Annotated in this window: 24 protein-coding genes; 5 read left to right on the top strand and 19 right to left on the bottom strand. The window is 71.1% G+C overall.

All coding sequences use genetic code 11. From position 1 onward, the window contains the following. Positions 1–27: 27 nt before the first annotated feature. From MJ604_RS06840 to MJ604_RS06800, 9 genes are all read right to left on the bottom strand, one after another. Positions 28–759, bottom strand: coding sequence for a MerR family transcriptional regulator (locus MJ604_RS06840; protein WP_243057572.1), 732 nt, complete (start codon positions 757–759; stop codon positions 28–30). A gap of 2 nt (positions 760–761) precedes the next feature. Further along, positions 762–1271, bottom strand: coding sequence for an FHA domain-containing protein (locus tag MJ604_RS06835; protein WP_243057571.1), 510 nt, complete (start codon positions 1269–1271; stop codon positions 762–764). A 113-nt stretch (positions 1272–1384) separates the two neighbouring features. Next, complete coding sequence (gene gcvH / locus MJ604_RS06830) at positions 1385–1771, bottom strand: glycine cleavage system protein GcvH (RefSeq protein ID WP_243057570.1); 387 nt, start codon at positions 1769–1771, stop codon at positions 1385–1387. 10 nt (positions 1772–1781) lie between these two features. Further along, positions 1782–2561: a DUF881 domain-containing protein gene (locus MJ604_RS06825; RefSeq protein WP_243057569.1), complete on the bottom strand. Its 780-nt coding sequence runs from the start codon at positions 2559–2561 to the stop codon at positions 1782–1784. After that, on the bottom strand, positions 2554–2886 hold the full coding sequence (locus MJ604_RS06820; RefSeq protein WP_243057568.1) for a small basic family protein: 333 nt from the start codon (positions 2884–2886) through the stop codon (positions 2554–2556). The genes MJ604_RS06825 and MJ604_RS06820 overlap by 8 nt, the downstream gene beginning before the upstream one ends. Then, positions 2883–3749 carry a DUF881 domain-containing protein gene (locus MJ604_RS06815; protein ID WP_243057567.1) on the bottom strand — a complete coding sequence of 289 codons (867 nt, stop codon included), beginning with the start codon at positions 3747–3749 and terminating at the stop codon, positions 2883–2885. Before MJ604_RS06815 ends, MJ604_RS06820 begins: the two co-directional genes overlap by 4 nt. Then, on the bottom strand, positions 3742–4305 hold the full coding sequence (locus tag MJ604_RS06810) for a CDP-alcohol phosphatidyltransferase family protein (RefSeq protein ID WP_374458334.1): 564 nt from the start codon (positions 4303–4305) through the stop codon (positions 3742–3744). The genes MJ604_RS06815 and MJ604_RS06810 overlap by 8 nt, the downstream gene beginning before the upstream one ends. An 85-nt stretch (positions 4306–4390) precedes the next feature. Then, a complete protein-coding gene (locus MJ604_RS06805; protein ID WP_243057566.1) occupies positions 4391–5482 on the bottom strand; it encodes a hemolysin family protein in 1092 nt (363 codons plus the stop codon). After that, positions 5479–6825 carry a hemolysin family protein gene (locus tag MJ604_RS06800; protein WP_243057565.1) on the bottom strand — a complete coding sequence of 449 codons (1347 nt, stop codon included), beginning with the start codon at positions 6823–6825 and terminating at the stop codon, positions 5479–5481. The genes MJ604_RS06805 and MJ604_RS06800 overlap by 4 nt, the downstream gene beginning before the upstream one ends. A gap of 237 nt (positions 6826–7062) precedes the next feature. Here MJ604_RS06800 and MJ604_RS06795 point away from each other — a divergent pair, with 237 nt between their 5' ends. The 3 genes from MJ604_RS06795 to MJ604_RS24170 all read left to right on the top strand — a co-directional run bounded on the left by MJ604_RS06795 (position 7063) and on the right by MJ604_RS24170 (position 11087). Further along, positions 7063–8613 (top strand): DUF1800 domain-containing protein, encoded by a 1551-nt coding sequence (locus tag MJ604_RS06795; protein ID WP_243057564.1) that lies wholly within the window; start codon positions 7063–7065, stop codon positions 8611–8613. 5 nt (positions 8614–8618) lie between these two features. Then, entirely contained in the window at positions 8619–9872 is a 1254-nt protein-coding gene (locus tag MJ604_RS06790; protein WP_243057563.1) for a DUF1501 domain-containing protein, read from the top strand. A gap of 165 nt (positions 9873–10037) precedes the next feature. Continuing rightward, positions 10038–11087 (top strand): hypothetical protein, encoded by a 1050-nt coding sequence (locus MJ604_RS24170; protein ID WP_243057562.1) that lies wholly within the window; start codon positions 10038–10040, stop codon positions 11085–11087. Here MJ604_RS24170 and MJ604_RS06780 read toward each other — a convergent pair. From MJ604_RS06780 to MJ604_RS06770, 3 genes are all read right to left on the bottom strand, one after another. Further along, a complete protein-coding gene (locus MJ604_RS06780; RefSeq protein WP_243057561.1) occupies positions 11084–11233 on the bottom strand; it encodes a hypothetical protein in 150 nt (49 codons plus the stop codon). The two genes, MJ604_RS24170 and MJ604_RS06780, sit on opposite strands and share 4 nt — an antisense overlap. A 142-nt stretch (positions 11234–11375) precedes the next feature. Further along, on the bottom strand, positions 11376–12479 hold the full coding sequence (locus MJ604_RS06775; RefSeq protein WP_243057560.1) for a nitronate monooxygenase family protein: 1104 nt from the start codon (positions 12477–12479) through the stop codon (positions 11376–11378). 31 nt (positions 12480–12510) lie between these two features. Next, positions 12511–14172 carry an acyl-CoA synthetase gene (locus tag MJ604_RS06770; protein ID WP_243057559.1) on the bottom strand — a complete coding sequence of 554 codons (1662 nt, stop codon included), beginning with the start codon at positions 14170–14172 and terminating at the stop codon, positions 12511–12513. Between the two features lie 46 nt (positions 14173–14218). Between MJ604_RS06770 and MJ604_RS06765 the strand changes: the two genes are divergently transcribed. Then, a complete protein-coding gene (locus MJ604_RS06765) occupies positions 14219–15010 on the top strand; it encodes a crotonase/enoyl-CoA hydratase family protein (RefSeq protein ID WP_243057558.1) in 792 nt (263 codons plus the stop codon). Between the two features lie 7 nt (positions 15011–15017). On the opposite strand, the gene MJ604_RS06760 is transcribed toward MJ604_RS06765, so the two are convergent. The 6 genes from MJ604_RS06760 to MJ604_RS06735 are packed head-to-tail and all read right to left on the bottom strand — an operon-like array spanning position 15018 to position 22432. After that, positions 15018–15986 (bottom strand): alpha/beta fold hydrolase, encoded by a 969-nt coding sequence (locus tag MJ604_RS06760; protein ID WP_243057557.1) that lies wholly within the window; start codon positions 15984–15986, stop codon positions 15018–15020. Then, entirely contained in the window at positions 15986–18271 is a 2286-nt protein-coding gene (locus tag MJ604_RS06755; protein WP_243057556.1) for a glycoside hydrolase family 3 N-terminal domain-containing protein, read from the bottom strand. Before MJ604_RS06755 ends, MJ604_RS06760 begins: the two co-directional genes overlap by 1 nt. Next, entirely contained in the window at positions 18268–19284 is a 1017-nt protein-coding gene (locus tag MJ604_RS06750) for a LacI family DNA-binding transcriptional regulator (protein WP_243057555.1), read from the bottom strand. Before MJ604_RS06750 ends, MJ604_RS06755 begins: the two co-directional genes overlap by 4 nt. 14 nt (positions 19285–19298) lie before the next feature. Continuing rightward, entirely contained in the window at positions 19299–20138 is an 840-nt protein-coding gene (locus tag MJ604_RS06745) for a carbohydrate ABC transporter permease (RefSeq protein WP_243057554.1), read from the bottom strand. 10 nt (positions 20139–20148) lie between these two features. After that, the gene (locus tag MJ604_RS06740) at positions 20149–21102 is read right to left on the bottom strand and encodes a carbohydrate ABC transporter permease (protein WP_243057553.1); all 954 of its coding nucleotides are present in this window, start codon (positions 21100–21102) and stop codon (positions 20149–20151) included. A gap of 34 nt (positions 21103–21136) precedes the next feature. Continuing rightward, on the bottom strand, positions 21137–22432 hold the full coding sequence (locus MJ604_RS06735; RefSeq protein WP_243057552.1) for an ABC transporter substrate-binding protein: 1296 nt from the start codon (positions 22430–22432) through the stop codon (positions 21137–21139). Between the two features lie 181 nt (positions 22433–22613). On the opposite strand from MJ604_RS06735, the gene MJ604_RS06730 reads away from it, so the two are divergent. Next, complete coding sequence (locus tag MJ604_RS06730; RefSeq protein WP_243057551.1) at positions 22614–23456, top strand: phosphatase PAP2 family protein; 843 nt, start codon at positions 22614–22616, stop codon at positions 23454–23456. Here the strand turns inward: MJ604_RS06730 and MJ604_RS06725 are convergent. Further along, positions 23413–23940 carry a cytochrome b/b6 domain-containing protein gene (locus tag MJ604_RS06725; RefSeq protein ID WP_243057550.1) on the bottom strand — a complete coding sequence of 176 codons (528 nt, stop codon included), beginning with the start codon at positions 23938–23940 and terminating at the stop codon, positions 23413–23415. The genes MJ604_RS06730 and MJ604_RS06725 overlap by 44 nt on opposite strands. Between the last annotated feature and the right edge of the window lie 29 nt (positions 23941–23969).

Genomic DNA, 23969 nt, shown 5'->3' with positions numbered 1-23969 from the left:
GTCACCCTACTCCGGTGGTCACAGTGGCTAGCGGGAGCGGAGACCTGCCTTGACCAGGGTGGCGTGCAGCCGCACCGACAGAGCGGCGATCTCGGAGACCGTCTCGGCGGCACGAGCCGCGGCGGCGGTGTCGCGGCCCGCCTTCTGCGGTGCGACGACCTGCTCGACGAGGCCGACCTCGCGGTCGGCGGCGGTCTTGAACGCGCGCAGGTGCCGCGGCTCGAAGCCGTAGTCCGCGAGCTCGCGGGCGGTCTGGGCCACGACCAGCGCGTCGGTGTCGTAGTGGCCGGTGCGGGAGGCCGAGACCAGCCCGAAGGACTCGAGCTGGTCGAGCAGCTCCTCGGAGATCTCGGCGATCTTGACCAGCTCACGGCGCGAGAGGCGGACCTGGTCGCGGCGCAGGAAGGACTCCGGGCTGGGCAGACCGTCGGCGGCCAGGCTCACCTTCGGGACCGTGGGGACGACGGGGTCGATCGGCGGCGGCTCGAGGCCGCGGTCGATGGCGTCGAGGTGCTCGCCGATCACCTTGAGCGGCAGGTAGTGGTCGCGCTGCATGCGCAGCACGTAGCGGAGCCGGTCGACGTCGTCGTGGGAGAACTTCCGGTAGCCGGCCGGGGTGCGCTCGGGCTTGATCAGACCCTTGTCCTCGAGGAACCGGATCTTGGGGATGGTGATCCCGGGGAAGTCCGGACGCAACTCGTCGAGGACCTCCCCGATGTTCATCCGCGCCCGCCCGGAGGCGGCCGCCCCGGAAGCCATGTTCAACTCGAGTGCCCCGCGAAGAACACCAGGCGGTACTTGCCGATCTGGACCTCGTCACCGTCGTTGAGACGGACGCGGTCGATCCGGTCGCGGTTGACGTAGGTGCCGTTGAGGCTGCCGACATCACTGACCGTGAAGGACTCACCGTCGCGGTGGAACTCCGCGTGCCGGCGCGACACGGTGACGTCATCGAGGAAGATCTCGCTCTCGGGGTGCCGGCCGGCATGCACGACGTCCACGTCGAGCAGGAACCGGCTGCCGGAGCCCGGGCCGCGCTGGACGACCAGCAGGGCGTGCCCGGCGGGCAGCGCGTCGACCGCGGCCTCGTCGACCGGGTTCAGCTGGCGGTCCGACGTCTCGGCCTTGTCCATGCCGATCGAGATCGTCGCGGTGGACTCGCCGCCGACGTCACCGGCTGCCGGCGCGGCGGCCACCAGCGGGGAGCCGCACTGCGAGCAGAAGCGTGCGTCGTCGGGGTTCCGCGTGCCACACGAGGTGCAGAACGGCATCGGTCAGTCCTTCGAGATCGGGTCGCAAACCCTCAAGGCTGGCTTGAGGTTGACGGTTGCCCCGAACCTATCAGCCAGATCGAGCCGAGCAAGGCCAGATCGGCCAGACGGGCTCAGCCGGCCAGCGTGCCCTGGTAGGCCGCCGCGTCGAGCAGACCGTCGACCTCGCCGGCGTCGGTCGGGACGACCTCGAAGAGCCAGCCGCCGCCGTACGGGTCGCTGTTCACGAGCTCCGGCGTCGCGTCGAGCGCGTCGTTGCGCGCGACGACCTCGCCGGAGACCGGGGCGTAGATGTCACTGACGGACTTGGTCGACTCGAGCTCACCGCAGGTCGAGCCGGCGGCGACGGTCTCGCCCACCTCCGGCAGCGACACGTAGACGATGTCACCGAGCGCGTCCTGGGCGTACTCGGTGATGCCGATGCGGACCGAGCCCTCGTGCTCGCCGGGCCGGCGAACCCACTCGTGCTCAACGGTGTACTTGAGGTCCTCGGGGTACATGACGCAGACCCTACTGCGCGGGGTCCGCGAACTCGGTCCGGGGCAGCTTCACGGTGCTCTCGATGTCGAGCGACGAGAGCTTCTCGACCTCGACGGTGGCGCGGTCCTCCTCGAACAGGTCCCGAGGACCGGACGGGAACTCGACTCCCGACGAGGACAGCGTGTCCGGGTCGCCGATCACGTCGATGACGTACGGCGAGGTGACCAGCTCACCACCGATCAGCAGCCCCCCGGTCGCGTCCTCGACGGCGGTGTTGGCGACGACGCGGACCTGGCCGTTGACCTGGATCGCCTCGGCGCCGGCGGTGCGCAGCTCCTGGAAGGTGTCGACCATGTCCTGGACCTCGACCGGGGCGTCGGTCTCGGTGACGGTGATCCGGATGCCGGGGCCGGTGACCGGGACCAGCCCGGCCAGGATCGAGAACGTGTCCGCGTCCTTCTGGGCCTGGGCCAGCGCGGCCTCGCGGGCACCGGTGTCCGACAGCAGGTCGTCGCGGGTGCTCTCGAGCCGGGCGATCTCGGCCTCGGCGCGCTGGCTGGTGACCGCGAGGCCGTTGAGCACGTCGATCAGGTCCTGCTCGCGCAGGCTGCCGTAGGAGTTGTCGACGTCGTTGAAGCGCACCTGCGTGACCGCGGCGAAGCCGACGGCGGCGAGCAGCACGGCGACCACGACCTGCCCGCGGCTCGGGCGGGTCAGGGCACGGCGCAGCCGCTCCCGCCCGGTGGGCTGCTCGTCGGGCCCCGGGGTCGGTGCCGGAGTCGGGGCCGGGGTCGGGTCGTGGTCAGGCATGGAACAGGTGCCTTCGGATGGCGGCGACGTTGGAGAAGATCCGGATGCCCAGGACGACGATCACGCCCGTGGAGAGCTGGCCGCCGACGCCGAGCTTGTCCCCGAGGTAGACGATGCCGGCCGCGATCACGACGTTGCTGACGAACGACACCACGAAGACCTTGTCGTCGAAGATGCCGTCGAGGTACGCGCGCAGGCCGCCGAACACGGCGTCGAGCGCGGCGACGACCGCGATCGGTAGGTAGGGCTCCAGGCCGAGCGGGACGTCGGGCTGGAACACGATGCCCAGGACGATCCCGACCAGCAACCCGAGAGCTGCGATCACTGCGGAGCCTCCATCTTCTGCTCGGTCTTGTCGTCGTTCAGGTTCTGCACTGCGGTGCCCTCGGCGGCGTTGCGCAACCGGAGGAGCTTGGCGGGCGCCGCCGGGAGCTGCAGGTCGTCGACCGTGTCCATGTCCCAGGGGTACCCGAAGCTGGTGACCCGGTCGCGGAAGAGCAGCCCGCCGGTCGTCTCCATCAGGTTCGCCTCGAGCGTCAGCGGGTCGCCGATCGCCTGGACGACGTACGGCGGCGACAGCGGCCGGGAGTTGACCTGGATGGCGTTCCCGGAGTTGCGGATCGCGGAGCGCGACGTGAGCCGCTGGCCGTTGACCGAGATCGCCTCGGCGCCGGCGTCCCACAGGCCGTTGACCAATGGGCGCAGGTCGTGGTCGACGACCAGGCCGCCGGTCGGCGAGTCGTCGACCGTCACCCGGACGCCGGGGCCCTGCACCGGGCCGAAGCCGGAGCCCGCGGCCAGCCGCTCGTTGCGGACGACGGCCTCCTGCTGCTCGGAGGCCACGTCGTCGAACCGGCTCTGCAGGGCCAGGTTGTGCTCGCGCAGCCGCACGATGCGCCGTTGCAGGTGGGCGAGGTCGCTCTTGCTCGCGTCGATCTGCTGGATCAAGGACTCGCGGCCAGCACTCTGGACGCCCTCGTTCGCGTTGGTCTGCACGGCTGCGACCGTGACCAGGAGCCCGAAGGCGGCGACCACGATCCCCGCGGTGCGAGCCGGACGCCGCCGCGGCGGCGTACCACCGTTCCCGGCGGCGCGACGCTCGGCGACGGCCTGGTAGTCCTCGTCGAGGGACTGCTGCGTGATCAGCGTCAGCAGCGGGGTGTTGACCCGGTCGGTGGTGTCAGGCATCGGTCTCGGCCCGTCGCCGCTCGGTCGTCCTCAGCAGGGTGCGGACCTGCCAGGCGTAGAGGATCCCCGCCCACCAGTAGAGACCGATCCCCCACAGCGCGAACGCCCAGCCGAACACGTTGGCGAGCGTCGCGACCGTGCCGTCGCCGTCGCCGAGCAGCAGCAGCGGGAAGGCGTAGAGCAGGTTGAACGTCGCGGCCTTGCCGAGGAAGTGCACCGGCAGGGCGCTGTAGCCCCGGGTGCGCAGCAGCGGCACCAGCCCCCACAGCAGCAGGTCCCGCAACGGCAGGGACAGCGCCACCCACCACGGGATGATGTCGCGCAGCGCGAGCCCGACGACGACCGCCAGGATGTAGAGCCGGTCGGCGACCGGGTCCAGGATCTGCCCGAGCGGGGAGGCCTGGTCGAACCGGCGCGCGAGGTACCCGTCGAGGAAGTCCGTGACGCCGGCGAGCATCAGCACCGCCAGCGCCCACCAGTCCGCCTCCGGCACGAGGACCAGCCAGAGGAAGAGGGGCACCCCCAGCAGCCGCAGCATGCTGAGCAGGTTGGGCACGGTCCACACGCGACTGCGCGTCGAGTCGTCCGCCACTGCTCGCCTGTCTGCCTGGGTCCTCTGCTGTGTCCTCTGCCGGGCAACCTTAGCGGCCGGTGGACGTCCCTTCCGATTCCTCAGACCCCGACACGGGCACGTCCTCGAGGTGCGCCGCGTCGCGGATCTCGCCGACCAGCTCCTCGATCACGTCCTCGAGGGTCGCCAGGCCCAGGGTGAAGCCCTCGGCGTCGACGACACGGGCCATGTGGGCGCCCTCGCGCTGCAGCTTCTCGAGCGCGTCGTGCAGCGCCTCGTCGGCCGAGACCAGCGCGAACTTCCGGATCCACTTGTCGTCGATCGGGCGGACCCGGCGCTGCTCGTCGGGCTCCAGCACGTCCTTGATGTGCACGTAGCCGATCAGGTCGGCGTCGTCGGAGACCACCGGGAACCGGCTGTACCCGGTCGTGCCGCACAGCGCCTCGACGTCCGCGGCGCTGGCACCGCGTCGCACGGTCGTGAGGGAGTTCGGCGTCATCAGCACCGCGCCGACGGTCTTCTCCGTGAAGCCCAGCGCGCCGGCCAGCCGGTCGTACTCGTCGTCCGCGAGCAGGCCCTCGCCCCGGGACTCCTCGACCAGCGCGGCGACCTCCTCGCGGGTGTACGTCGAGCTGACCTCGTCCTTGGGCTCGATGCGGATCAGCCGCAGGGCGCCGTTGGCGATCGCGTTGAGGCCGACGATCAGCGGGCGCAGCACCGTGACGATCCCGAGCAGCAGCGGGCCGAGCACGAGCGCGGCCCGGTCGGGGCCGGCCAGCGCGATGTTCTTCGGCACCATCTCGCCGAGCACGACGTGGAGGAACACCACGATCGTCAGCGCGACGACGAACGAGACCGGGTGCAGCATCTCGTGCGGGACGTGCAGCTTCTCGAACAACGGCTCGAGCGTGTGCGCGACGGCGGGTTCGCCGACGGCACCGAGGCCGAGCGAGCAGATCGTGATGCCGAGCTGGGCACCGGCCATCATCAGCGACACGTGCTCCATGGCGCGCAGGGTCGTGCGCGCCATGCGGGAGCCCGCCTGGGCGCGCGGCTCGATCTGGCTGCGCCGTGCGGACACCAGCGCGAACTCCGCGCCGACGAAGAACGCGTTGAACGCCAGCAGCAGGACGGCCAGCAGGATCGCGGCGGAGTCGCTCACGAGACGTCCTCCCCGTCCAGGATGCGCAGGCGGAGCCGGTCGATGCGCAGCCCCTCCATCCGCTCGACGGTCAGCACGGCGAGCCGCTCGCCCGGCTCGTCCGGGTCGGTGCGATCGGGTACGACGACCTCCGCGAGGTCGCCGACCGACGGCACCCGGCCGAGCACGCGCAGCACCAGGCCGGCGATCGTGTCGTAGTCCTCGTGGTCGGGCAGCTCGATGCCGGTGACGTCCTCGACCTCGTCGGGGCGCAGCAGGCCGGACAGCGACCAGCTGCCGTCGCGCTGCAGCCGCGCGCTGTTGTTGAGCCGGTCGTGCTCGTCGGAGATGTCGCCGACGATCTCCTCGACGACGTCCTCGAGCGTGACGATGCCGGCGAAGCCGCCGTACTCGTCGAGCACGACCGCCTGCTGGTAGCCGTCCTTGCGCAGCAGCGCGAGGAGCGGGTCGAGGCGCAGGGAGTCCGGCACCAGGATCGGCTTCGCCATCAGGTGCTTGACCTTGGTGGTGGCCCGCTCCCCCTGCGACAGCGCGACCGCGTGCTTGACGTGGACGGTGCCGACGACGACCTCGTCCTGGTCGAGCACCGGGAAGCGCGAGTGGCCGGTGGCGCGGGTGGTGTCGATGACGGCCGCGGCGCGGTCGTTGACGTCGAGCGTGGTGGTGCGCACCCGCGGGGTCATGATCTCGCCGGCGGTCCGCGAGCCGAACTCGACCGACCGCTCCATCAGCTCGGCGGTCTCCCGCTCGAGCGTGCCCTGCTCGGCCGAGCGCTGCACGAGCGACGCGAGCTCGGTCGAGCTGCGCGCGGAGCGGAGCTCCTCCTGCGGCTCGATGCCGAGGCGGCGCACGATCGCGTTGGCCGCGCCGTTGAGCACGCGGATCGGTCCGCGGATCGCGGCGGTGAACCCGCGCTGGAAGCCCTGGGTCGCCTTCGCCACCGCCATCGGCTTCGCGATCGCGAGGTTCTTCGGCACGAGCTCGCCGAAGATCATGGTCAGCACGGTGGCGAGCACCAGGCCGAGCGTGATCGCGATCGGGCGCACGGCATCGTCGGGGACCCCGACCGCCGCGAGCGGGTCGGCGATCAGGTCGGCGATCGCCGGCTCGGCGAGGTAGCCGATCGCGAGGTTGGTGATCGTGATGCCGACCTGGGCACCGGAGAGCTGCGTCGAGAGCGAGCGCAGCGCCTTCTGCACGCCGCGAGCACCGCTGTCACCGGCTTCGGCGGCCCGGTCGACCTGGCCGCGGTCGACGGTCACGAAGGAGAACTCCGCGGCCACGAACACGCCGCAGGCCGCGATCAGGAGCAGGGCTGCGGTCAACAGCAACCACGAGGTCATCGGCGCTCTCCCTCAGGAGGGGAGAGCAACGGACTTTGAGAGCCGTCCATGGGCGGAACGTCGTGTCCTCACTGGGTGGGGGCGTTTCGCAGCACTCTACCGGGCCGCCCGAAAGGACGACATTCAGCGAAGACACATCGCGCACGCGGTTGTGCCCTTACGCTTTTGCCCGGCCGCGGGCCGCCCTTCCACTCGGGAAGCGAACGGGCACCGTGACTACCCCCTGGAGCACCCCACATGGCAGTTCGACGTCGCCTCGTCCTCGGTGGCGCGGCAACCGGTGCCGCCGTCGGGCTCGCCGGCCGAGCCGACGCTGCGCCGGCGTACACCCCCGGGCGCTACCAGGGCGCTCCGCTGCTGAGCGCCCGGTCGCGGCACCTGGTCGGCCGGTTCTCGTACGGCGTCACGCCGGCGCTCGCCAAGGAGGTGCGCGCCGCGGGTGGCGCGCGCGCCTGGTTCGCCGCGCAGCTGGACCCCGCGTCGATCCCGGACCCGGCCGCGAACGGGCTGCGCGACTGGTGGCCGAGCCTGTACCGCGACGCGACCGATCTCTGGCACCGCCAGCGCGACGAGATCGAGGGCGTCTGGGAGGTGATGGCCGACTACCAGCGCTGGCTGCTCGTGCGCCGGATCCGGTCGCGCCGCCAGGTGCTCGAGGTGATGACCGAGCTCTGGGAGAACCACTTCAACGTGCCGGTCAACGGCGACGCGCAGGGCTTCTGGCGCACGCAGTACGGCGACGTGATCCGCGAGGGCGCCCTCGGCCGGTTCGAGGACCTGCTGATCGGCGTGATCACGCACCCCGCGATGCTGATCAACCTCGACAACGTCAGCTCGAGCTCGTCGCACCCGAACGAGAACCTCGGCCGCGAGCTGCTCGAGCTCCACACGGTCGGCCGCGGCCACTACACCGAGGACGACGTCAAGGACTCCGCCCGGATCCTCACCGGCTGGAGCGTCGACATGTGGGACACGTTCGTGGCGGAGTACCGCCAGAAGTGGCACTCGCGCGGCCCGGTGAAGGTCATGGACTTCACCCATGAGAACGCCGACGCCGACGGCCGGCCGGTCACGCGGCAGTACCTCCGCTACCTCGCCCAGCACCCCGCCACCGCCCAGCGGGTCGCGCGCAAGCTCGCCGTGAAGTTCGTGAGCGACAACCCGTCGCAGGAGCTCATCGACTACCTGGCCGAGGTCTACCTCGACAACGACACCGAGATCGTCCCGGTGCTGCAGGCGCTGTTCGACACGCAGGAGCTCGCCGGGTCCGCCGGGCTCAAGGTGCGCGACCCCGGCGAGGACCTGGTCGCGACGTACCGCGCTCTCGACATCCGGCTCAAGCGGCCGCCGCAGGGCGAGGACGGCGACCAGTACGCCGCGAACGCGCTGCTGTGGCAGGCCGACGGGATCGGCACCAAGCCCTTCGACTGGCCGCGACCCGACGGGCAGCCGATCGATAACCGGGCCTGGTCGTCGCCGTCGCGGCTGCTGGCCTCGATGGACGTGCACCTGACCCTGAGCGCCGGCTGGTGGCCCAACGAGGGCGTCGCCTACCACCCGCCCGCGTGGTGGGCCCCGAAGTTCCCGGTCCGCTTCGACGTGATGGTCGACCACCTGTCGCAGGTGATCCTGCACCGGCGCTCGACCGCCGAGCTGCTGGAGGCGTGCTGCCTGGCCGTCGACGTCGAGCCGCGCGAGCGGATCACGCGTGACCACGGCCTCGTCAAGTGGAACATGTACCGGCTGCTGACCACCTTCCTCGACTCCCCCGCCTTCCTGACCCGGTGACCGCCATGACCTCCCCCCTGCCCCAGCAGCCCTGCTGCCCCGAGTTCGCGCGGATGTCGCGACGCGGCCTGTTCTCCGGCGCGCTCGCGCTCGCCGGCGCCACCACGGTCGTCGGCTCCGCCGCGATCACCACCTCGGCCGCGGCCAGCACGCCCGCCGACTCCGTCCTGGTGGTGCTGTCGCTGCGCGGCGCTGCCGATGGGCTCTCGCTCGTCGTGCCGCACGCCGACCCGGTCTACTACAGCGCTCGGCCCCGCATCGCCGTCCCGGCCGACCGGCTGCTGGTCAAGGACGGCATGTTCGGCCTGCACCCGCAGCTCGCGCCGCTGCTGCCGCTCTGGCAGTCCGGCCGGCTGGCCGCCGTCCAGGCGACCGGCCTCGCCGCGCCGAACCGCTCGCACTTCTCCGCGATGGAGGAGGTCGAGGACGCGGACCCGGGCTCGGACATCCGCACCGGCTGGCTCAACCGGCTGATCGGCACCGACTCCGGACGCTCCCCGCTGCAGGGCTTCAACGTCAGCGGCGGCGTGGTCCCCACCTCGCTCTACGGACCCGAGCCGGTGATGTCGGCCGGCAACGTCGCGTCGGTGCGGATCCCCGGCGACGACAAGTGGGACATCACCAAGGGTCGCCGCGCGTCGCTGCACAAGCTCTGGGACCGCAACAACACCTCGCTGGGCACCGCGATGCACGCGGTGTTCGACGCGCTCGACGACTTCGCCCCCGTGATCGAGACCCCCGACCACGCGTCGACGTACCCGCGCACCGACCTGGGCCGCGCGCTCTCCGAGGTCGCCCGGGTGATCCGCGGCAACGTCGGCGTCGAGGTCATCACGGTCGACCAGGGCGACTGGGACATGCACTCCGACCTCGGGACCTCCGAGCGCGGCTGGCTGTACAACAACGCCGCGGACCTGGCGAAGTCGCTCGCGGCGTTCTTCGAGGACCTCGGCGACCAGTCGAGCAAGGTCACGCTCGTGACGATCAGCGAGTTCGGCCGCCGCGTGGTCGAGAACGCCAGCATGGGCCTCGACCACGGCTACGGGAACGTGATGTTCCTGGCCGGCGCCGGGGTCAAGGGCGGCAAGTACTACGGCACCTGGCCGGGCCTGACCGACGACGGCGACTCCGACCTGCTGGTGACCACCGACTACCGCAGCGTGCTGGCCGAGGTCGTGTCCTCGCGCTTCGGCGCCTCGACGGCGACGGTGTTCCCGAAGTTCCAGCCGGAGACCGTCGGCGCGATGACGTCGCTCTAGGTGGCCGGTCCGGAGAACTCGCACGCGGCGCTCAGCATCCACGCTGGCCGCGTTGCGATCCCGCGCCGTGCCGGCGCGGCGCCGAGCGCCGCTCGCTTGCGCGACCCCTGCGGTTTGCCCACCACCCCCTAGACAAGAACACGTTCTAGTTGCGAGGGTGGCGCCGTGCGCGTCATCCAGTGGGCCACCGGCGGCGTCGGCCGGGCGGCGATCGAAGGCATCCTGCTCCACCCCGACCTCGAGCTCGTCGGGTGCTGGGTGCACTCCGACAGCAAGAACGGCATGGACGTCGGCGAGATCCTGGGGATCGATCCGCTCGGCGTCCTCGCCACGACCAGCAAGGACGAGATCCTCGCGATGGAGGCCGACGCGGTCGTCTACACACCGCTGATCCCCGACCGCGACGAGGTCGCCGCGATCCTGCGCAGCGGCAAGAACGTCGTCACGCCGGTCGGCTGGTTCTACCCGTCCGAGCGGGACGGTGCTCCCCTCGCCGCCGCATGCGCCGAGGGTGGTACGACGCTGCACGGGACCGGCATCAACCCCGGCGGCATCACCGAGCTGCACCCGCTGATGTTCTCGGCGCTCTCGTCGGCCGTGACGTTCGTGCGCGGCGAGGAGTTCTCCGACATCCGCACGTACAACGCACCCGACGTCGTCCGCCACATCATGATGTTCGGCGGGAAGCCCGAGGAGGCGATGGGCGGCCCGATGCTCGGCCTGCTGTCGGGCGGCTTCATCCAGTCGGTGCGGATGTGCGTGGATGCGCTGGGCTTCGCGGCCGAGCCCCGGGTGCGCACGTCGCAGGAGGTCGCGGTCGCGACCGCGCCGATCGACTCCCCCATCGGCGTGATCGAGCCGGGCCACGTCGCCGGGCAGCGCTTCATCTGGGAGGCGTTCGTCGGCGAGACCTGCGTCGTACGGATCGCGGTGAACTGGCTGATGGGCGAGGAGAACCTCGACCCGGCGTGGGAGTTCGGCCCGCAGGGCGAGCGGTTCGAGGTCGAGGTGCAGGGCGACCCGAGCTGCACGGTGACGATCAAGGGCTGGCAGCCCGACACCGTCGAGGAAGGCCTCGAGCGCAACCCGGGCGTGACCGCCACGGCCTTCCACTGCGTGAACTCGATCCCGTACGTCGTGGCCGCCGAGCCCGGCATCAAGACGTACCTGGACCTGCCGCTCATCGCCGGCCGGGCGCACCCCGACCTGAGCTAGCGTCCGCTGCTCATCTGCTGGATGACCGTCGGGTCACCGTCGAACCGCTCCAGCGCCTGGTCGGCGTCGCTCAGCTGGACGAGCGTGCAGACGGCGGCGACCAGGACGACCACGGCCGTGATCAGGACGTGCAGGATCTCTCGCATCGAAGTTCCCCCCAGACCTTCGTGGAGGGGAACGTTCTCCCCTCGTCCACGATGGTGACACGGAGGTGGGCGTCATCCAGCACCCGCGACGGCGCGGCGGCGCGACCTTGCGGATACCTGGAGACTGCCTTTACCGAGGCGCCTACTTGCGGATGGACTCCAGCCGCCCGACGGTCTCCTCGAACTCCGCGACCAGGTCGGCCATCACGTCGGCGACCGGACGCACGTCGTTCATCCGGCCCACGATCTGGCCGATCGGCATCGAGATCACGTCCGGGTCGCCGGAGGCGTTGATCCGGTTGTGCGCGTCGGCGACGAGCAGGTTCTGCAGCGGCATCGGCAGCGGCGACGGCGCGTCCTCCTCCGCCCAGGCCTCGGTCCACTTGGTCTTGAGGAGCCGGGCCGGCTTGCCGGTGTAGATCCGGGTGCGCACGGTGTCGGACGAGGTGGCGCGCGTGAACGCGGTCGTCCAGCCGGCGTTCGACTGGAGGTTCTGGTACTCCTCGGTGCCGAGCCAGATCGACCCGGTCCACACGCCCTGCGAGCCGAGCGCCAGCGACGCCGCGACCTGCCGGCCGGAGCCGATGCCACCGGCGCCGAGGACCGGCACGTCGGGCCCGACCGCGTCGACGATGTCGGGCTGCAGCACCATGCTGGCGACCTCACCGGTGTGGCCGCCGGCCTCGTAGCCCTGGGCCACGATGATGTCGACGCCGTTCTGCACGTGCGACAGCGCGTGCTTGGCGGCGCCCGCGAGCGCGGCGACCTTGATGCCGTGCTCGTGGCACTTCTCGATCACGTCGACCGGCGGCGAGCCGAGCGCGTTGGCGATCAGCACCGGACGGTGCCTCAGCGCCACGTCGAGGTGCGAGCGCGCGACCGAGTGCAGCCAGCCGAGGACGCCCTCGCGGCCCTCGCCCTCCGGGAGCGGGGGTACGCCGAGCTTCTGCAGGGTCTGCTCGACGAACGTGACGTGCTCCTCCGGGATCAGCGCCTGGAGGTCGATGGACTTGCCCTCGGTGGGGATCTTCATCGGCATCACGATGTCGACGCCGTACGGCTTGCCGTCGGTGTTCTCGTCGAGCCAGGTGAGCGTCTGCTCGAGCTCCTCGGGGTCGTTGAACCGGACGCAGCCGAGCACGCCCAGTCCTCCCGCGCGCGACACCGCGGCCGCGACGTGCTCGGACGGCGTGAAGGCGAAGATCGGGTAGTCGATGCCGAAGGTGTCACACAGAGGGGTACGCATGGTGGTCTCTCCCAAGAATCGACGGAGACGGTCAGACAGAGGTCGGGTCGACGGTGGCTGCCTTGGCGGCGAAGCCGGCCAGCGCCATCTCCTTGGCGGCGGGGTACTGCGCCTTGCCGGTCGCGTTGCGCGGCACCCGGTCCACGATCGTCAGCGACCGCGGCAGCTTGTAGCCCGACAGGTGCTCGCGCAGGTAGGTGCGCAGGTCCTCGAGCTCGAGCGACTCCCCCTCGCGGAGCTCGACGACCGCGGCGACCGCCTGGCCGTACTTCTCGTCGGGGATGCCGACCACGAGGACGTCGTACACGGCCGGGTGGCCCTTGATCGCCATCTCGACCTCCTCGGGGTAGACCTTCTCCCCGCCGGTGTTGACGCAGTTCGAGCCGCGGCCGAGCAGCGTCACGCGACCACCCTCCTCGATCCGGGCGAAGTCGCCCGGCACCGAGTAGCGGGCGCCGTCGATCTCGAGGAACGTCGCCGCCGACTTGGCCGGGTCCTTGTAGTAGCCGACCGGCACCGAGCCGCCGCGACCGAGTCGGCCGGTCTTGCCGACGCTGGTCTCCATGTCGAGGATCTTGTTGTTCTCGTCGAGCACGACGCTGCCGGGGCCGAGGCCGACGACCGGGCCGTCCGGGTTGATGTTGTTGGGGTCGCCCATCCCCATGCCGGAGAACCCGGTCTCGGTGGCACCGACGGAGTCGGTGAAGACCGAGTTGGGGAACGCCGCCATCCACCGCGCCTTCACCGGCGGGCTGAAGATCGCGGCGCTGCTGGAGATCGCGAACAGGCTCGAGGCGTCGTACGGCGTGCCGGACGCGGCCTTCTCCTCGAACGCCTCGATCAGCGGCCGGGCCATCGCGTCGCCGGTCATGAAGATCAGCTGGACCTTGTCGCGCTCGATGATCTCCCAGGTGCGGACCGGGTCGAACTTCGGCTCGAGCACCGTCAGGTGGCCGGCGAACAGGTGCATCAGCAGACCCGCCTGGGCGCCACCGTGCATCAGCGGGCTGAGCGGGAACGTCACCATCCGCGGGTCGGTCGCCTGCTTGGACTGGTCGAACTCCTCCAGCGGCTCGCCCGAGTAGAAGTCGATGCCGCCGCCGAGCACGCGCCAGAAGTCCTCGTGGCGCCACATGACGCCCTTCGGGAAGCCGGTCGTGCCCCCGGTGTAGATGATGTGGATGTCGTCCGCGCTGCGCTCCCCGAAGTCGCGCTCGGCGCTCTGGCCCGCGATCGCGTCGTCGTAGTGGACGCCGCCGTACGACGAGAAGTCGGAGCTGTCGGACGGGTCGAGCGCGTCGTCGACGACGACGGCGACCTTCAGCTTGTCGTGCTTCGGCCAGCACTTGGCGACCAGCGGCGCGTACGACCGCTCGTGGATGACCGCGACGACGTCGGCGTTGTCGAAGATGTAGTCCAGCTCGGACTCGACGTACCGGTAGTTCACGTTGATGGTGGTGGCGCGGACCTTGACGATCGCGAGCGTCGCCACGACGTGCTCGATGCTGTTCTTGGCGTAGATCGCGACGTGGTCGCCGGCCTTCACCCCCTGGGACAGCAGGTAGTGCGCCAGCCGGTTGGCGTCCGCCTCCAGCTCGGCGTACGTGACTGCCCGGTCGCCGACCTTCAGGGCCAGGTTCTCGGGGGCGGCATCGACGGCGTGTTCAAACAGGTCAGCGATGTTGAGGGCCACGCGGCGAGACTAGAACACGTTCTCGTTCTTGGCTAGGCTCCGCGCCATGACCACCGACGCTCCCCACTGTCTCGTCGAGCAGGACGGCCACAAGCTGGTCGTCACCATGAACCGCCCGGAGGCGCGCAACGCGCTGTCCGGCGAGATGATGGCGATCATGGAGGAGGCCTGGGACCGGGCCAACAGCGACGACTCCATCCGGGTGGTCATCCTCACCGGCGCCGGCGGTTTCTTCTGCGCGGGCATGGACCTCAAGGCGGCGACCAAGCGCTCGCCGGACGACAGCTTCAAGGCCGGCTTCGACCCGTCGGTGATCAAGGGCCTGCTCAAGGGGTTCCGTCTGACCGTGCCGCTGATCGCGGCCGTCGAGGGCCCCGCGGTCGCCGGCGGCACGGAGATCCTCCAGGGCACCGACATCCGGATCGCCGGCGAGTCCGCACGCTTCGGCGTCGCGGAGGCCAAGTGGAGCCTCTACCCGATGGGTGGCTCCGCGGTCCGGCTCCCCCGCCAGATCCCGTACACGATCGCGATGGACCTGCTGCTCACCGGCCGCCTGATCAAGGCGCCGGAGGCCAAGGAGATCGGGTTGATCGGCCACGTCGTCCCGGACGGCGAGGCGCTGCACAAGGCCCACGAGATCGCCGACCTCATCTGCGCGAACGGCCCGCTCGCCGTGCAGGCCATCCTCAAGACCGTCCGCGACTCCGAGGGCAAGCACGAGGAGGACTGCTGGGCCGACGACGCCAGGGTCGGCGTGGCCGTCTTCGCGTCCGAGGACGCCAAGGAAGGTCCCCGAGCGTTCGCCGAGAAGCGCACCCCGAGCTTCCAGGGCCGCTAGCTGCTGGTCACGCGGACGCGAAGGCCTCCGCCAGCCAGGCGAGCTGGCGGGCCTGCTGGAACGCCTGGCCGCCCTCGTGGTCGTTGAACTCGTAGACCTCGAGGTCCTTGGGCCCGGCATAAGCGTGGTACGCCGCGAAGCCGGTCGACGGCGGGCAGGTCGCGTCCATCAGCGCGACCGAGAACAGCGCCGGCGCGGTGGCCCTCCGGCCCAGCACCGCGGCGTCGAAGTACGACAGCGTCGCGAACGTCTGCTCGACCCGGTCGCGGTGCGCCGCGAGGTAGCGCACGAGCTCGAGATACGGCTCGGTCTGCGCGACCGCGGCCGCCCGGCGGAAGTCGGACAGGAACGGCACGTCGCAGAGCAGCGCCGCCACCGAGGTCGGCGCGAGCGCGGCGACCGCCGCCGCGATGCCACCGCCCTGGCTGCCGCCCGCGACCGCGACCCGCGCGCCGTCGACGAGGTCATGACGGCGCAGCACCTCGACCGCCGCGACGGCGTCCGCGAACACGCGCCGGTAGTAGTAGGTGCGCGGGTCCTCGATGCCGCGGGTCAGGAACCCCGGCTGTGACGGCCCGCTGCCGCCGGGGTCACCGGTGCTCCCGGTCGTCCAGCCGCTGCCCTGCCCGCGGGTGTCCATGACGAGGTGCGCATAGCCCGCGGACGCCCAGAGCAGGTGCTCGTGCGCGAGGCCCCGGCCACCGTTGTAGCCCTGGTACTGCATGACGCCGGGCAGCGGGCCGCTGCGGAGCGCGGCCGCCGGCAGGTGCAGCCACGCGCGCACCGGGTCACCGCCGAAGCCGAGGAACGTGACGTCGTACGTCTCGACGGCGCGCAGGCCGTTGTCGACGTGCACGAACGACGCCCCCTCACCACGGTCGGTGAGGGACGCCGCCCAGAACTCGTCGAGGTCCGGTGGCTCGGCCAGCTGCGGGTCGTAGCCGCGCAGCTGGTCGAGCGGCCAGTCGAACTGCATCAGGCCGGTACGACGGACACCGTCGGCTCGAGCACGCGGTCGGTGCCGACCTCGCGGCCGGGACCGACCAGGTCGAGCGTCAGCACCGCGCGGATGTCCGCGCTCGAGGCACCGACGCGCAGCTCGACCTCGCCGGGCTCGACGATGCGCACCAGCTCGCGGCCGGTGAACGAGGTCAGGTCGGCGTGCAGGTCGAAGCGCACCGCCCTGCTCTCCCCCGGCGCCAGGTCCACGCGGGCCGCGCCGATCAGCTGCTGCACCGGCCGGACCACCGACGCCGACCGGTCGTGGAGGTAGACCTGCACGACCTCCGACACGTCGCGGTCGCTCTCGTTCGTGAGCGGCACCACGAGCTCGCACGAGCCGTCGGTCTCCCAGCGCTGGGTCGACGTCGAGACGTCGCCCCAGGTGGCGTCGGCGTACGACAGCCCGTGACCGAAGGGGTACAGCGCGGTCGGGTCGACGACGCTCACCTCGGTACGCCGCCCGAGCGTCGAGGCGAGGTACGTCGACGGCTGCGTCGAGCCGGCGCCCGGGAAGCTGACCGGCAGCCGGCCCGACGGGTTCACCCGGCCGCTGAGCACGTCGGCGATGGCCTGCGCGCCCTCCTCGCCCGGGAAGAAGCCGCAGAGCAGCCCGGCCAGGCGGTCCGCCTGCCGGCTCAGGTCGTACGGCCGCCCGACGAGCAGGACCGCGACCACCGGCGTACCCGTGCCGAGCACGGCCTCGAGCAGCTCCTCCTGCCGGCCGGGCAGGTCCAGCGTCGCGACGTCGTTGCCCTCGCCCGAGGTGCCGTTGCCGAAGAGGCCGGCCTCGTCGCCGAGCACGACGACGCAGACCTCCGCGCCCGCGGCGGCGACCACCGCGGCCTCGATGTCGGCGTCCTCGCCCCCGACGACCGGGCAACCGAGGGCGTAGGTCACGTCGAACGAGCCCGCCAGCTCCTCACGCACGGTCCTGATCGCCACCCCGGCCTCGGCGTCCGGGTGGTGGACCAGCACGTGCATGGGGAACGAGTAGCAGCCGAGCATCGCCTCGAACGTGTCCGCGCGCGGCCCGACAACCGCGATCGGTGCGCCGGCGGCCAGCGGCAGGGTGCCGTCGTTCGAGAGCAGCACGACCGAGCGCCTGGCCAGCTCGAGCGCGAGCGCACGCGACTCCGGGTCGTCGAGGTCGACGTCCTCCGGCTCGGCCGGCGCCCAGCCGGGGTCCAGCAGCCCGAGCTCGCACTTCTGCAGCAGCACCCGCGACAGCGCGCGGTCGATGACCTTCTCGTCGACCTGGCCGGTCTCGATGGCCGCGAGCAGCGGCTCGCCGAAGGCGTTGAGCGACGGGAGCTCCACGTCGATCCCGGCCTCGAGCGCGAGCCCGGCGGCCTCCCCGAGGGAACCCGCGACCCCGTGCAGGGTCTGGAGGAACGCGACCGAGAAGTAGTCGGCCGCGACCGTGCCGGTGAAGCCGAGCCGGTCGCGCAGCAGCCCGGTCAGCAGCGCCGGGTCGGCGGCGGCCGGCACCCCGTCGATGTCGGTGTAGGAGTTCATCACCGAGCGGGCGCCGGCGCGCAGCGCCATCTCGAACGGCGGCAGCATCACGTCGGCCATCTCGCGCGGCCCCATGGACACCGGCGCGAGGTTGCGCGCCGCGCGGGAGGCCGAGTAGCCCACGAAGTGCTTGAGGGTGGACACGACGCCCGCGCGCTCGAGCCCGCGGACGTAGGCGCTCCCGACCAGGCCGACCAGGAACGGGTCCTCGCCGAGGGTCTCCTCGACCCGGCCCCAGCGGTGGTCGCGCACCACGTCGAGCACGGGCGCGAGGCCCTGGTGGATGTCGAGGCGGCGCATCGCGTCACCGATCCGGCCGGCCATCCGCTCGACGAGGGCCGGGTCGAACGACGCCGCCCAGCTCAGCGGCGCCGGGTAGATCGTGGCGCGCCAGACCGCCAGTCCGGTGAGGCACTCCTCGTGCGCCTGGGCCGGGATGCCGAACCGGTTGCCCGCCATCACGTCGCGCTGCCGCTCCGCCAGGATCCGCATGCCCTCGCGGGGCTCCAGCGGGCCGGTCCCGTAGGTGCGGGTGAGCTGGCCGAGCCCGTCGGTGACGACCTCGTCCCACGGCGGCTGCGGACCGAGGCTCTCGCTCAGCATCGGCGCCATGCCGCCCGCAGCAGGGTCGATCCACCAGATCCCGGTCAGCTGGGCGACCTTCTCGGTGACCGTCATCTGCGCCATCAGGTCGGCCACCCGCGCCTCGGGCGCCAGGGCGGTGTTGCGCCAGAGCTCGCTCATCGTGCGACCTCCGCGCTCGACCCGCGCGGGACCAGCGTCGTCTCCAGGGTGAGGTGCGTGTCCGCGATCTCCTCGCCGGAGATCTGCGCGATGAGCATCGCGACCGCGTCGTGGCCGAGCTGCCGCATCGGCTGCTGCACGGTGGTCAGCGGCGGGTCGGCGAGCGCCGACTCGGGGATGTTGTCGAAGCCGACGACCGAGAGCTGGGCGGGTACGGCGATCCCGAGCTCGGCGGCGACCTCGAGCGTGACCATCGCGGAGATGTCGTTCGCCGCGAAGATCGCGGTCGGCGGCTCCGCCATCGTGAGCAGCGTCCGCGAGGCCTCGCGCGCCTGCTCCGGGTCGTAGCCGCCGAGCGCCAGCAGCGACTCGTCGACCGGTACGCCGGCCGCCGCGTGCGCGTCCCGGTAGCCCTGCTCGCGGAGCTCTGCGGAGCTCAGGTCCGGGCGGCCCGTGATCATCCCGATGCGCCGGTGCCCGAGCCCGAGCAGGTGGTCGACCGCGAGCCGGCCGCCCTGGAGGTTGTCCGACGTCACCGTCGGGAGGCTGGAGCGTCCCGTGTGGGGGTCGACGGCCACGATCGGTCCCGTGTGTCGCACGTCGGTCACCGTCGGGGTGACCAGCACCGCGCCGTCGACCAGCGTCCCCATGACCCGCGACAGCGCGCGCGACTCCCATCCGATGTGGTCGTCGACGCCACCGCCCGCGGAGTACGCGACCAGCTCGTAGCCACTGCCCCGGATCGCGTCCGCGGCGCCCTTGAGCACCTCGGTGCTGAACGGCTCGAAGTCCATGACCAGCAGGCCGATGACGTTCGTCCGCGTGTTCCGCAGGCTGCGCGCGACCAGGCTGGCCTCGTAGCCGAGACGGCTGATCACGCTGTTGACGTGCTCCGACGTCTCGCTCGCGACGCCGTACCGCCCGTTGATCACCTTCGACACCGTCGACACGGACACGCCGGCCTCGGCAGCGACCTGCTGCATCGTCACCCGCCCGTTGTGGGTGGAAGTCACCTCAAGCTCCTCGCTCATCCCTTGACCGCCCCCGTCAGTCCACCGACGATCCGTCGTTGCAGCGCAAGGAACAGGATCAATGCCGGGATCATCGCAATCGTCGTGAAGGCCAGGACACCGGCGGTGTCGGCCGAGTGCTCGGTCGAGTAGTCGGCCACCCCGAGCGGCAGCGTGCGCATGTCGTCCTGCAGGAGCAGGAGCGGCAGCAGGTAGGCGTTCCACGACGTGACGAACGCCAGCACACCGACGGTGACCAGCGCCGGCATCGACAGCGGCAGCGCCAGTCGCCAGAAGATCCCCACGCGCGAGGCGCCGTCGATCAGCGCGGCCTCCTCGAGCTCGCGCGGCAGGGCCATCAGGAACGGCCGCAGGATCACCACGGTGATCGGCAGTGCGAACGCCGCCTGCGGCAGCGCCACGCCCCACCAGGTGTTGCCGAGCTGGAGGTCGCGGGTCACCAGGATGAACAGCGGGATGATCGCGACCGCGGCCGGGAACAGCAGCCCGAGCACGAACACCATGAACAGCCCTTCGCGGCCGCGGAACTGGTAGCGCGCGAGCGGGTACGCCGCCATCACGCCGGCCAGCACCGCGACCACGGTCGTGATCAGGGCGACCACCGTGGAGTTCAGCGCGTAGCGCCAGAACTCCGAGTTCGTGAGCACGGTCGAGTAGTTCGTGAACACCCACGGGTCGGGCAGGCCGGCCGGGTCGCTCGCCAGCTGCTCGTTGCTCCGGAAGCCGCCGAGCGCGCCGTACAGGACGGGGCCGAGCGTCAGCGCGACCACCACGAGCGCGAGCACGTACACGAGCGGGCCGCCGGCGCCGAACGCCTTCGTCTGCTTGTCCGTCATGCCGTCCTCCTCACCGGTCCACCTTGGTGTCGCGCCGCAGCACGATCAGCTGGTACGCCACCGCCGTCACGAACGCGATCACGAACAGCAGCACCGAGGCGGCCCCGGCGATGCCGTAGTTACCCCGCTCCGTACCCTGCTCGACCAGGTACGTCGCCATCGTCGTCGTGCGGTTCGCCGGGCCGCCGTGGGTCAGCACCCAGATCATGTCGAACTGCTGCAGCGAGCCGATGATCGACAGGAACGCCCAGGTACGGATCGTCGGGCCGATCAGCGGGATCGCCACCCGCCGCTGTGTCTGCCACCAGCTCGCCCCGTCGAGCTGCGCCGCCTCGTAGAGCTCGTCCGGCACGCCCTGCAGGCCGGCGAGGAACAGCAGCACCGCCAGCCCGAGGTACTTCCACGTGAGCACCACGAACACGGTCGGCAGCGCCAGGTCAGGCGTCCCGAGGAAGCCCTGCTCCGGTGGCGTGAGGCCGATGTTGGTCAGGACCGTGTCGACCACGCCGTACTGCGGCTGGAGCAGCTGGAACCAGATCACGCCCGCGATCACCTCGGCCACGACGTACGGCACGAACACGATCGTGCGGAGCAGCCCGCGACCGCGGATCCGCCGGTTCAGCAGCAGCGCGAGCCCGAGCCCGAGCGGCAGCTGGATCAGAATCGAGAGCACGACGATGGTGAAGTTGTGCATCACCGCGTCGGTGAAGACCTCGTCCTGGAGCACCAGTCGGTAGTTGTTCAGGCCGACCCACTGGTCCATCGGGCCGAAGCCCTTCCAGCGGTAGAAGGACATCCGGACCGCCGAGAGGACCGGCCAGAGGATGAAGACGGCCATCAGGGCCAGGGCCGGTGACACGAACATGACGATCTCGAGACGCTGGCGCCAGCCGGTCCCTACCGGCCGGGGGGCCACCCGGCGCTCGTCGCGCCGGGTGACCACCTCCGTCAGCGTGGGTGCCACCGGTCCCGTGGCCCCCTCATGCGTCACGGTCAGCTCAGCTCTCCTGATCGGCTGCCGCCTGCGTCGCGTCGACGACGTCCTGTGGCGAGGCCTCACCCGCGAACAGCAGGGCGATCTCGTCGTTCATCGCACCACCGACGGACGTGCCGAACGCGGTGTCGAAGTAGAGCTGGACGTACGGCGCCGCGTCGCGGACCTCGAGCAGACCCGCCAGTGCCGGGTCGGCGACGGAGCCGCTGGCCGCCGAGTTCGTCGGCAGACCCATGCTGTTCTCCGCGAAGCCGATCTGGACGTCGTCGGACAGCAGGTACTTCACGAAGTCCACGGCCTCGTCGGGAGCACCGTCCGAGACCGCCCAGGCGTCACCGCCACCGAGGGCCGCGGCCGGGTCACCGGACTGGCCGTCGATCGACGGGAACGGGAACCAGCCGGTCTTGTCGCCCAGCCCCTTGCCGTCGTCGGTGAGCCCTTGCATCACGCCGGGCTCCCAGTGACCCTGCATCTCCATCGCGACCTTGCCGGTGGCGAGCAGGCCGGAGGCCGAGGTGGCGCCCTCCTGGGCCGGGGTGGTCAGGAAGCCCGGGTTGAACGGCTCCCACCCGAGGATCGTCTCCACGTCCTCGCCCGCCTTCTCGAAGCACGGGTCGGAGAAGTCGAGGCTGGTGACCGCGTCGGACAGCACGTCCTGGGAGCACTCGCGCATCGCGGTGTAGTACCAGTAGTGCGCGGCCGGCCACTTGTCGCCGGCACCCACCGAGATCGGGTCGATCCCCGCGTCCTTGAGCTTGGTGACGGCGTCACCGAGCTCGTCGAGCGTGGTCGGCGGCGCGGTGATCCCGGCCTCCTCGAACAGCTCGGTGTTGTACCAGAACCCCACGACTCCCAGGGAGAACGGCAGCGCGTAGGTCTGGCCGTCGACCTGCCAGCCCGCGACCGAGCCGCCGATCTTCTCGATCTCCTCCGACGCGTCGTCGGAGATGTCGCGCACCAGGCCCGCCTCGACGTGGTCGGCGAGCTCGCCGCCGCCGCGCTCCATGTAGATGTCGGGGATGTCCCCGCTCTGGAACCCGGCCGCCAGCTTGCTGACCATGTCCTCGTGGGCCATGGCGCTGATCTCGATGTCCACCCCTGGATGGTCGGCCTCGAAGTCCTTGGCCACCTGCTCGTAGTAGCCCATGCCGGGCTCGTTGTTCGAGTTGTGCCACCACGTGATCGTGGTGCCGGAACCGCCCTCCGACGAGTCGTCGTCGCTGCCGCAAGCCGCGGCAGACAGCGTCAACGCGCCGGCACAGAGCGCGGCGAGGGCCGCGCGTCGGGTCTTCGACCTCATTGAGTACTCCTCCATTCCGCCCCACCGCACCGATGGGACGTTCGTCACACACCACGGGTGAACCTGCCAGGCCGGAGCGACCGCTGTCAATCGTTGTCGATAACGTTTTCCATATCGATTTCTGGACGCTTTCGCGCTGGTTCCTTTGCGGGGACCACGGCGCCACTGGGAGGATCCAGCGGTGCCGTGGCCGACCTGGGACCAAGCCGCGGTCGCGGCATTGCTCAGCTGCGCGGTCTGGCTCGGCCTGCGTCGGTGGCGTCCCGGCACCAGGAACGCCGAGCCGCTCGCGCGGGAGTTCGCGCTGATCGCGGCCCTCTACGCGCTCTGGCGGCTGGCGCGGATGCTGCCGCTGGCGACGACCAGCGGTGCCCTGGCCCGGGGCCGGGAGATCGACCACGTCGAGCGCGCCCTGCACCTCCCCAGCGAGCTCGCGCTGCAGAACTTCGTGCTCGACCACGCGTGGGTGGGTGAGGCGTCGACGTGGTACTACGCCACCGTCCACGTGCCGGCGCTGATCGCCTTCCTGGTCTGGCTCTTCATGCGGCACCGCGACCAGTTCCCGCACTGGCGCAACGGTCTGGCGCTGCTCACGCTGGGCTGCCTGATCATCCGCTTCGTGCGGGTCGCACCGCCCCGGTTCTTCCCCGACCTCGGCTACGAGAACGTCTCGCACTTCTACGGCATGTCGGTCTACACGAGCGACGTCCAGGAGGGCGTCTCCGACCAGTTCGCCGCGATGCCGTCGATCCACGTCGGCTGGGCGGCCGTGGTCTCCCTGGGCATCGTCGCGGTGAGCACCAGCGTCTGGCGCTGGGTCTTCCTGCTGCACGTCATCCTCACGACGCTCGTCGTCTCCGCGACCGCCAACCACTGGTGGCTGGACGGCGTCGTGGCCGTCGGCCTGCTTCTTCTCGGGCTCGCCATCGACACCGGCGTACGCCGCTGGTTCGCCGGCCGGAGGCGAGCCGCCGAGCCGGTCACAGCATTCGAGGCAGCAACCGTCGCCACAACACGATCGTGAGGTGCGCGGCGAGCGCCGCGAAGAACGCGACGTGGGCCCCGACGTGCAGCGCGAGCAGGTCGTCGGCCCCGAGCACGAGCGCGATCCCGGTCGCCGGCACCACGACGAGCGTGACGAGCAGGGCGACCTCGGTCGCGTGCAGGAACCGCCGGTTGCCCTCGGTCAGCTGCGGCGCCCACGGCGGCAGCGGCGTCGTCGCCCGCCAGATGATCCGCACGCCGACCAGAGCCAGGATCGACAGGCCGAGCAGCACGTGCAGGTCGACGAGGTCGAAGCTGCCGTCGAACAGGTCGACGTCGTCGTCTCCCCCGCGTCCGCGCCCGCGGCCGGACCCCTCACCGCGGCCGCGACCCCGGCCGCGGCCGGAGTCGTCGACCTCCATCGAGTAGCCGACGACGAACTGTGCGACCACCGCGAGGACGGTCGCCCAGTGCAGCAGCTTGGTGACCGCTCCGTAGCCGTCGGGACCGTTGCGCAGGCGCATGGGGTAGGTCGTACCCACCCCGTGCCCCC

Source organism: Nocardioides sp. SR21, from assembly GCF_022761125.1.
Taxonomy (GTDB): Bacteria; Actinomycetota; Actinomycetes; order Propionibacteriales; family Nocardioidaceae; genus Nocardioides.
This window is presented reverse-complemented; position numbering and strand designations above follow the sequence as displayed.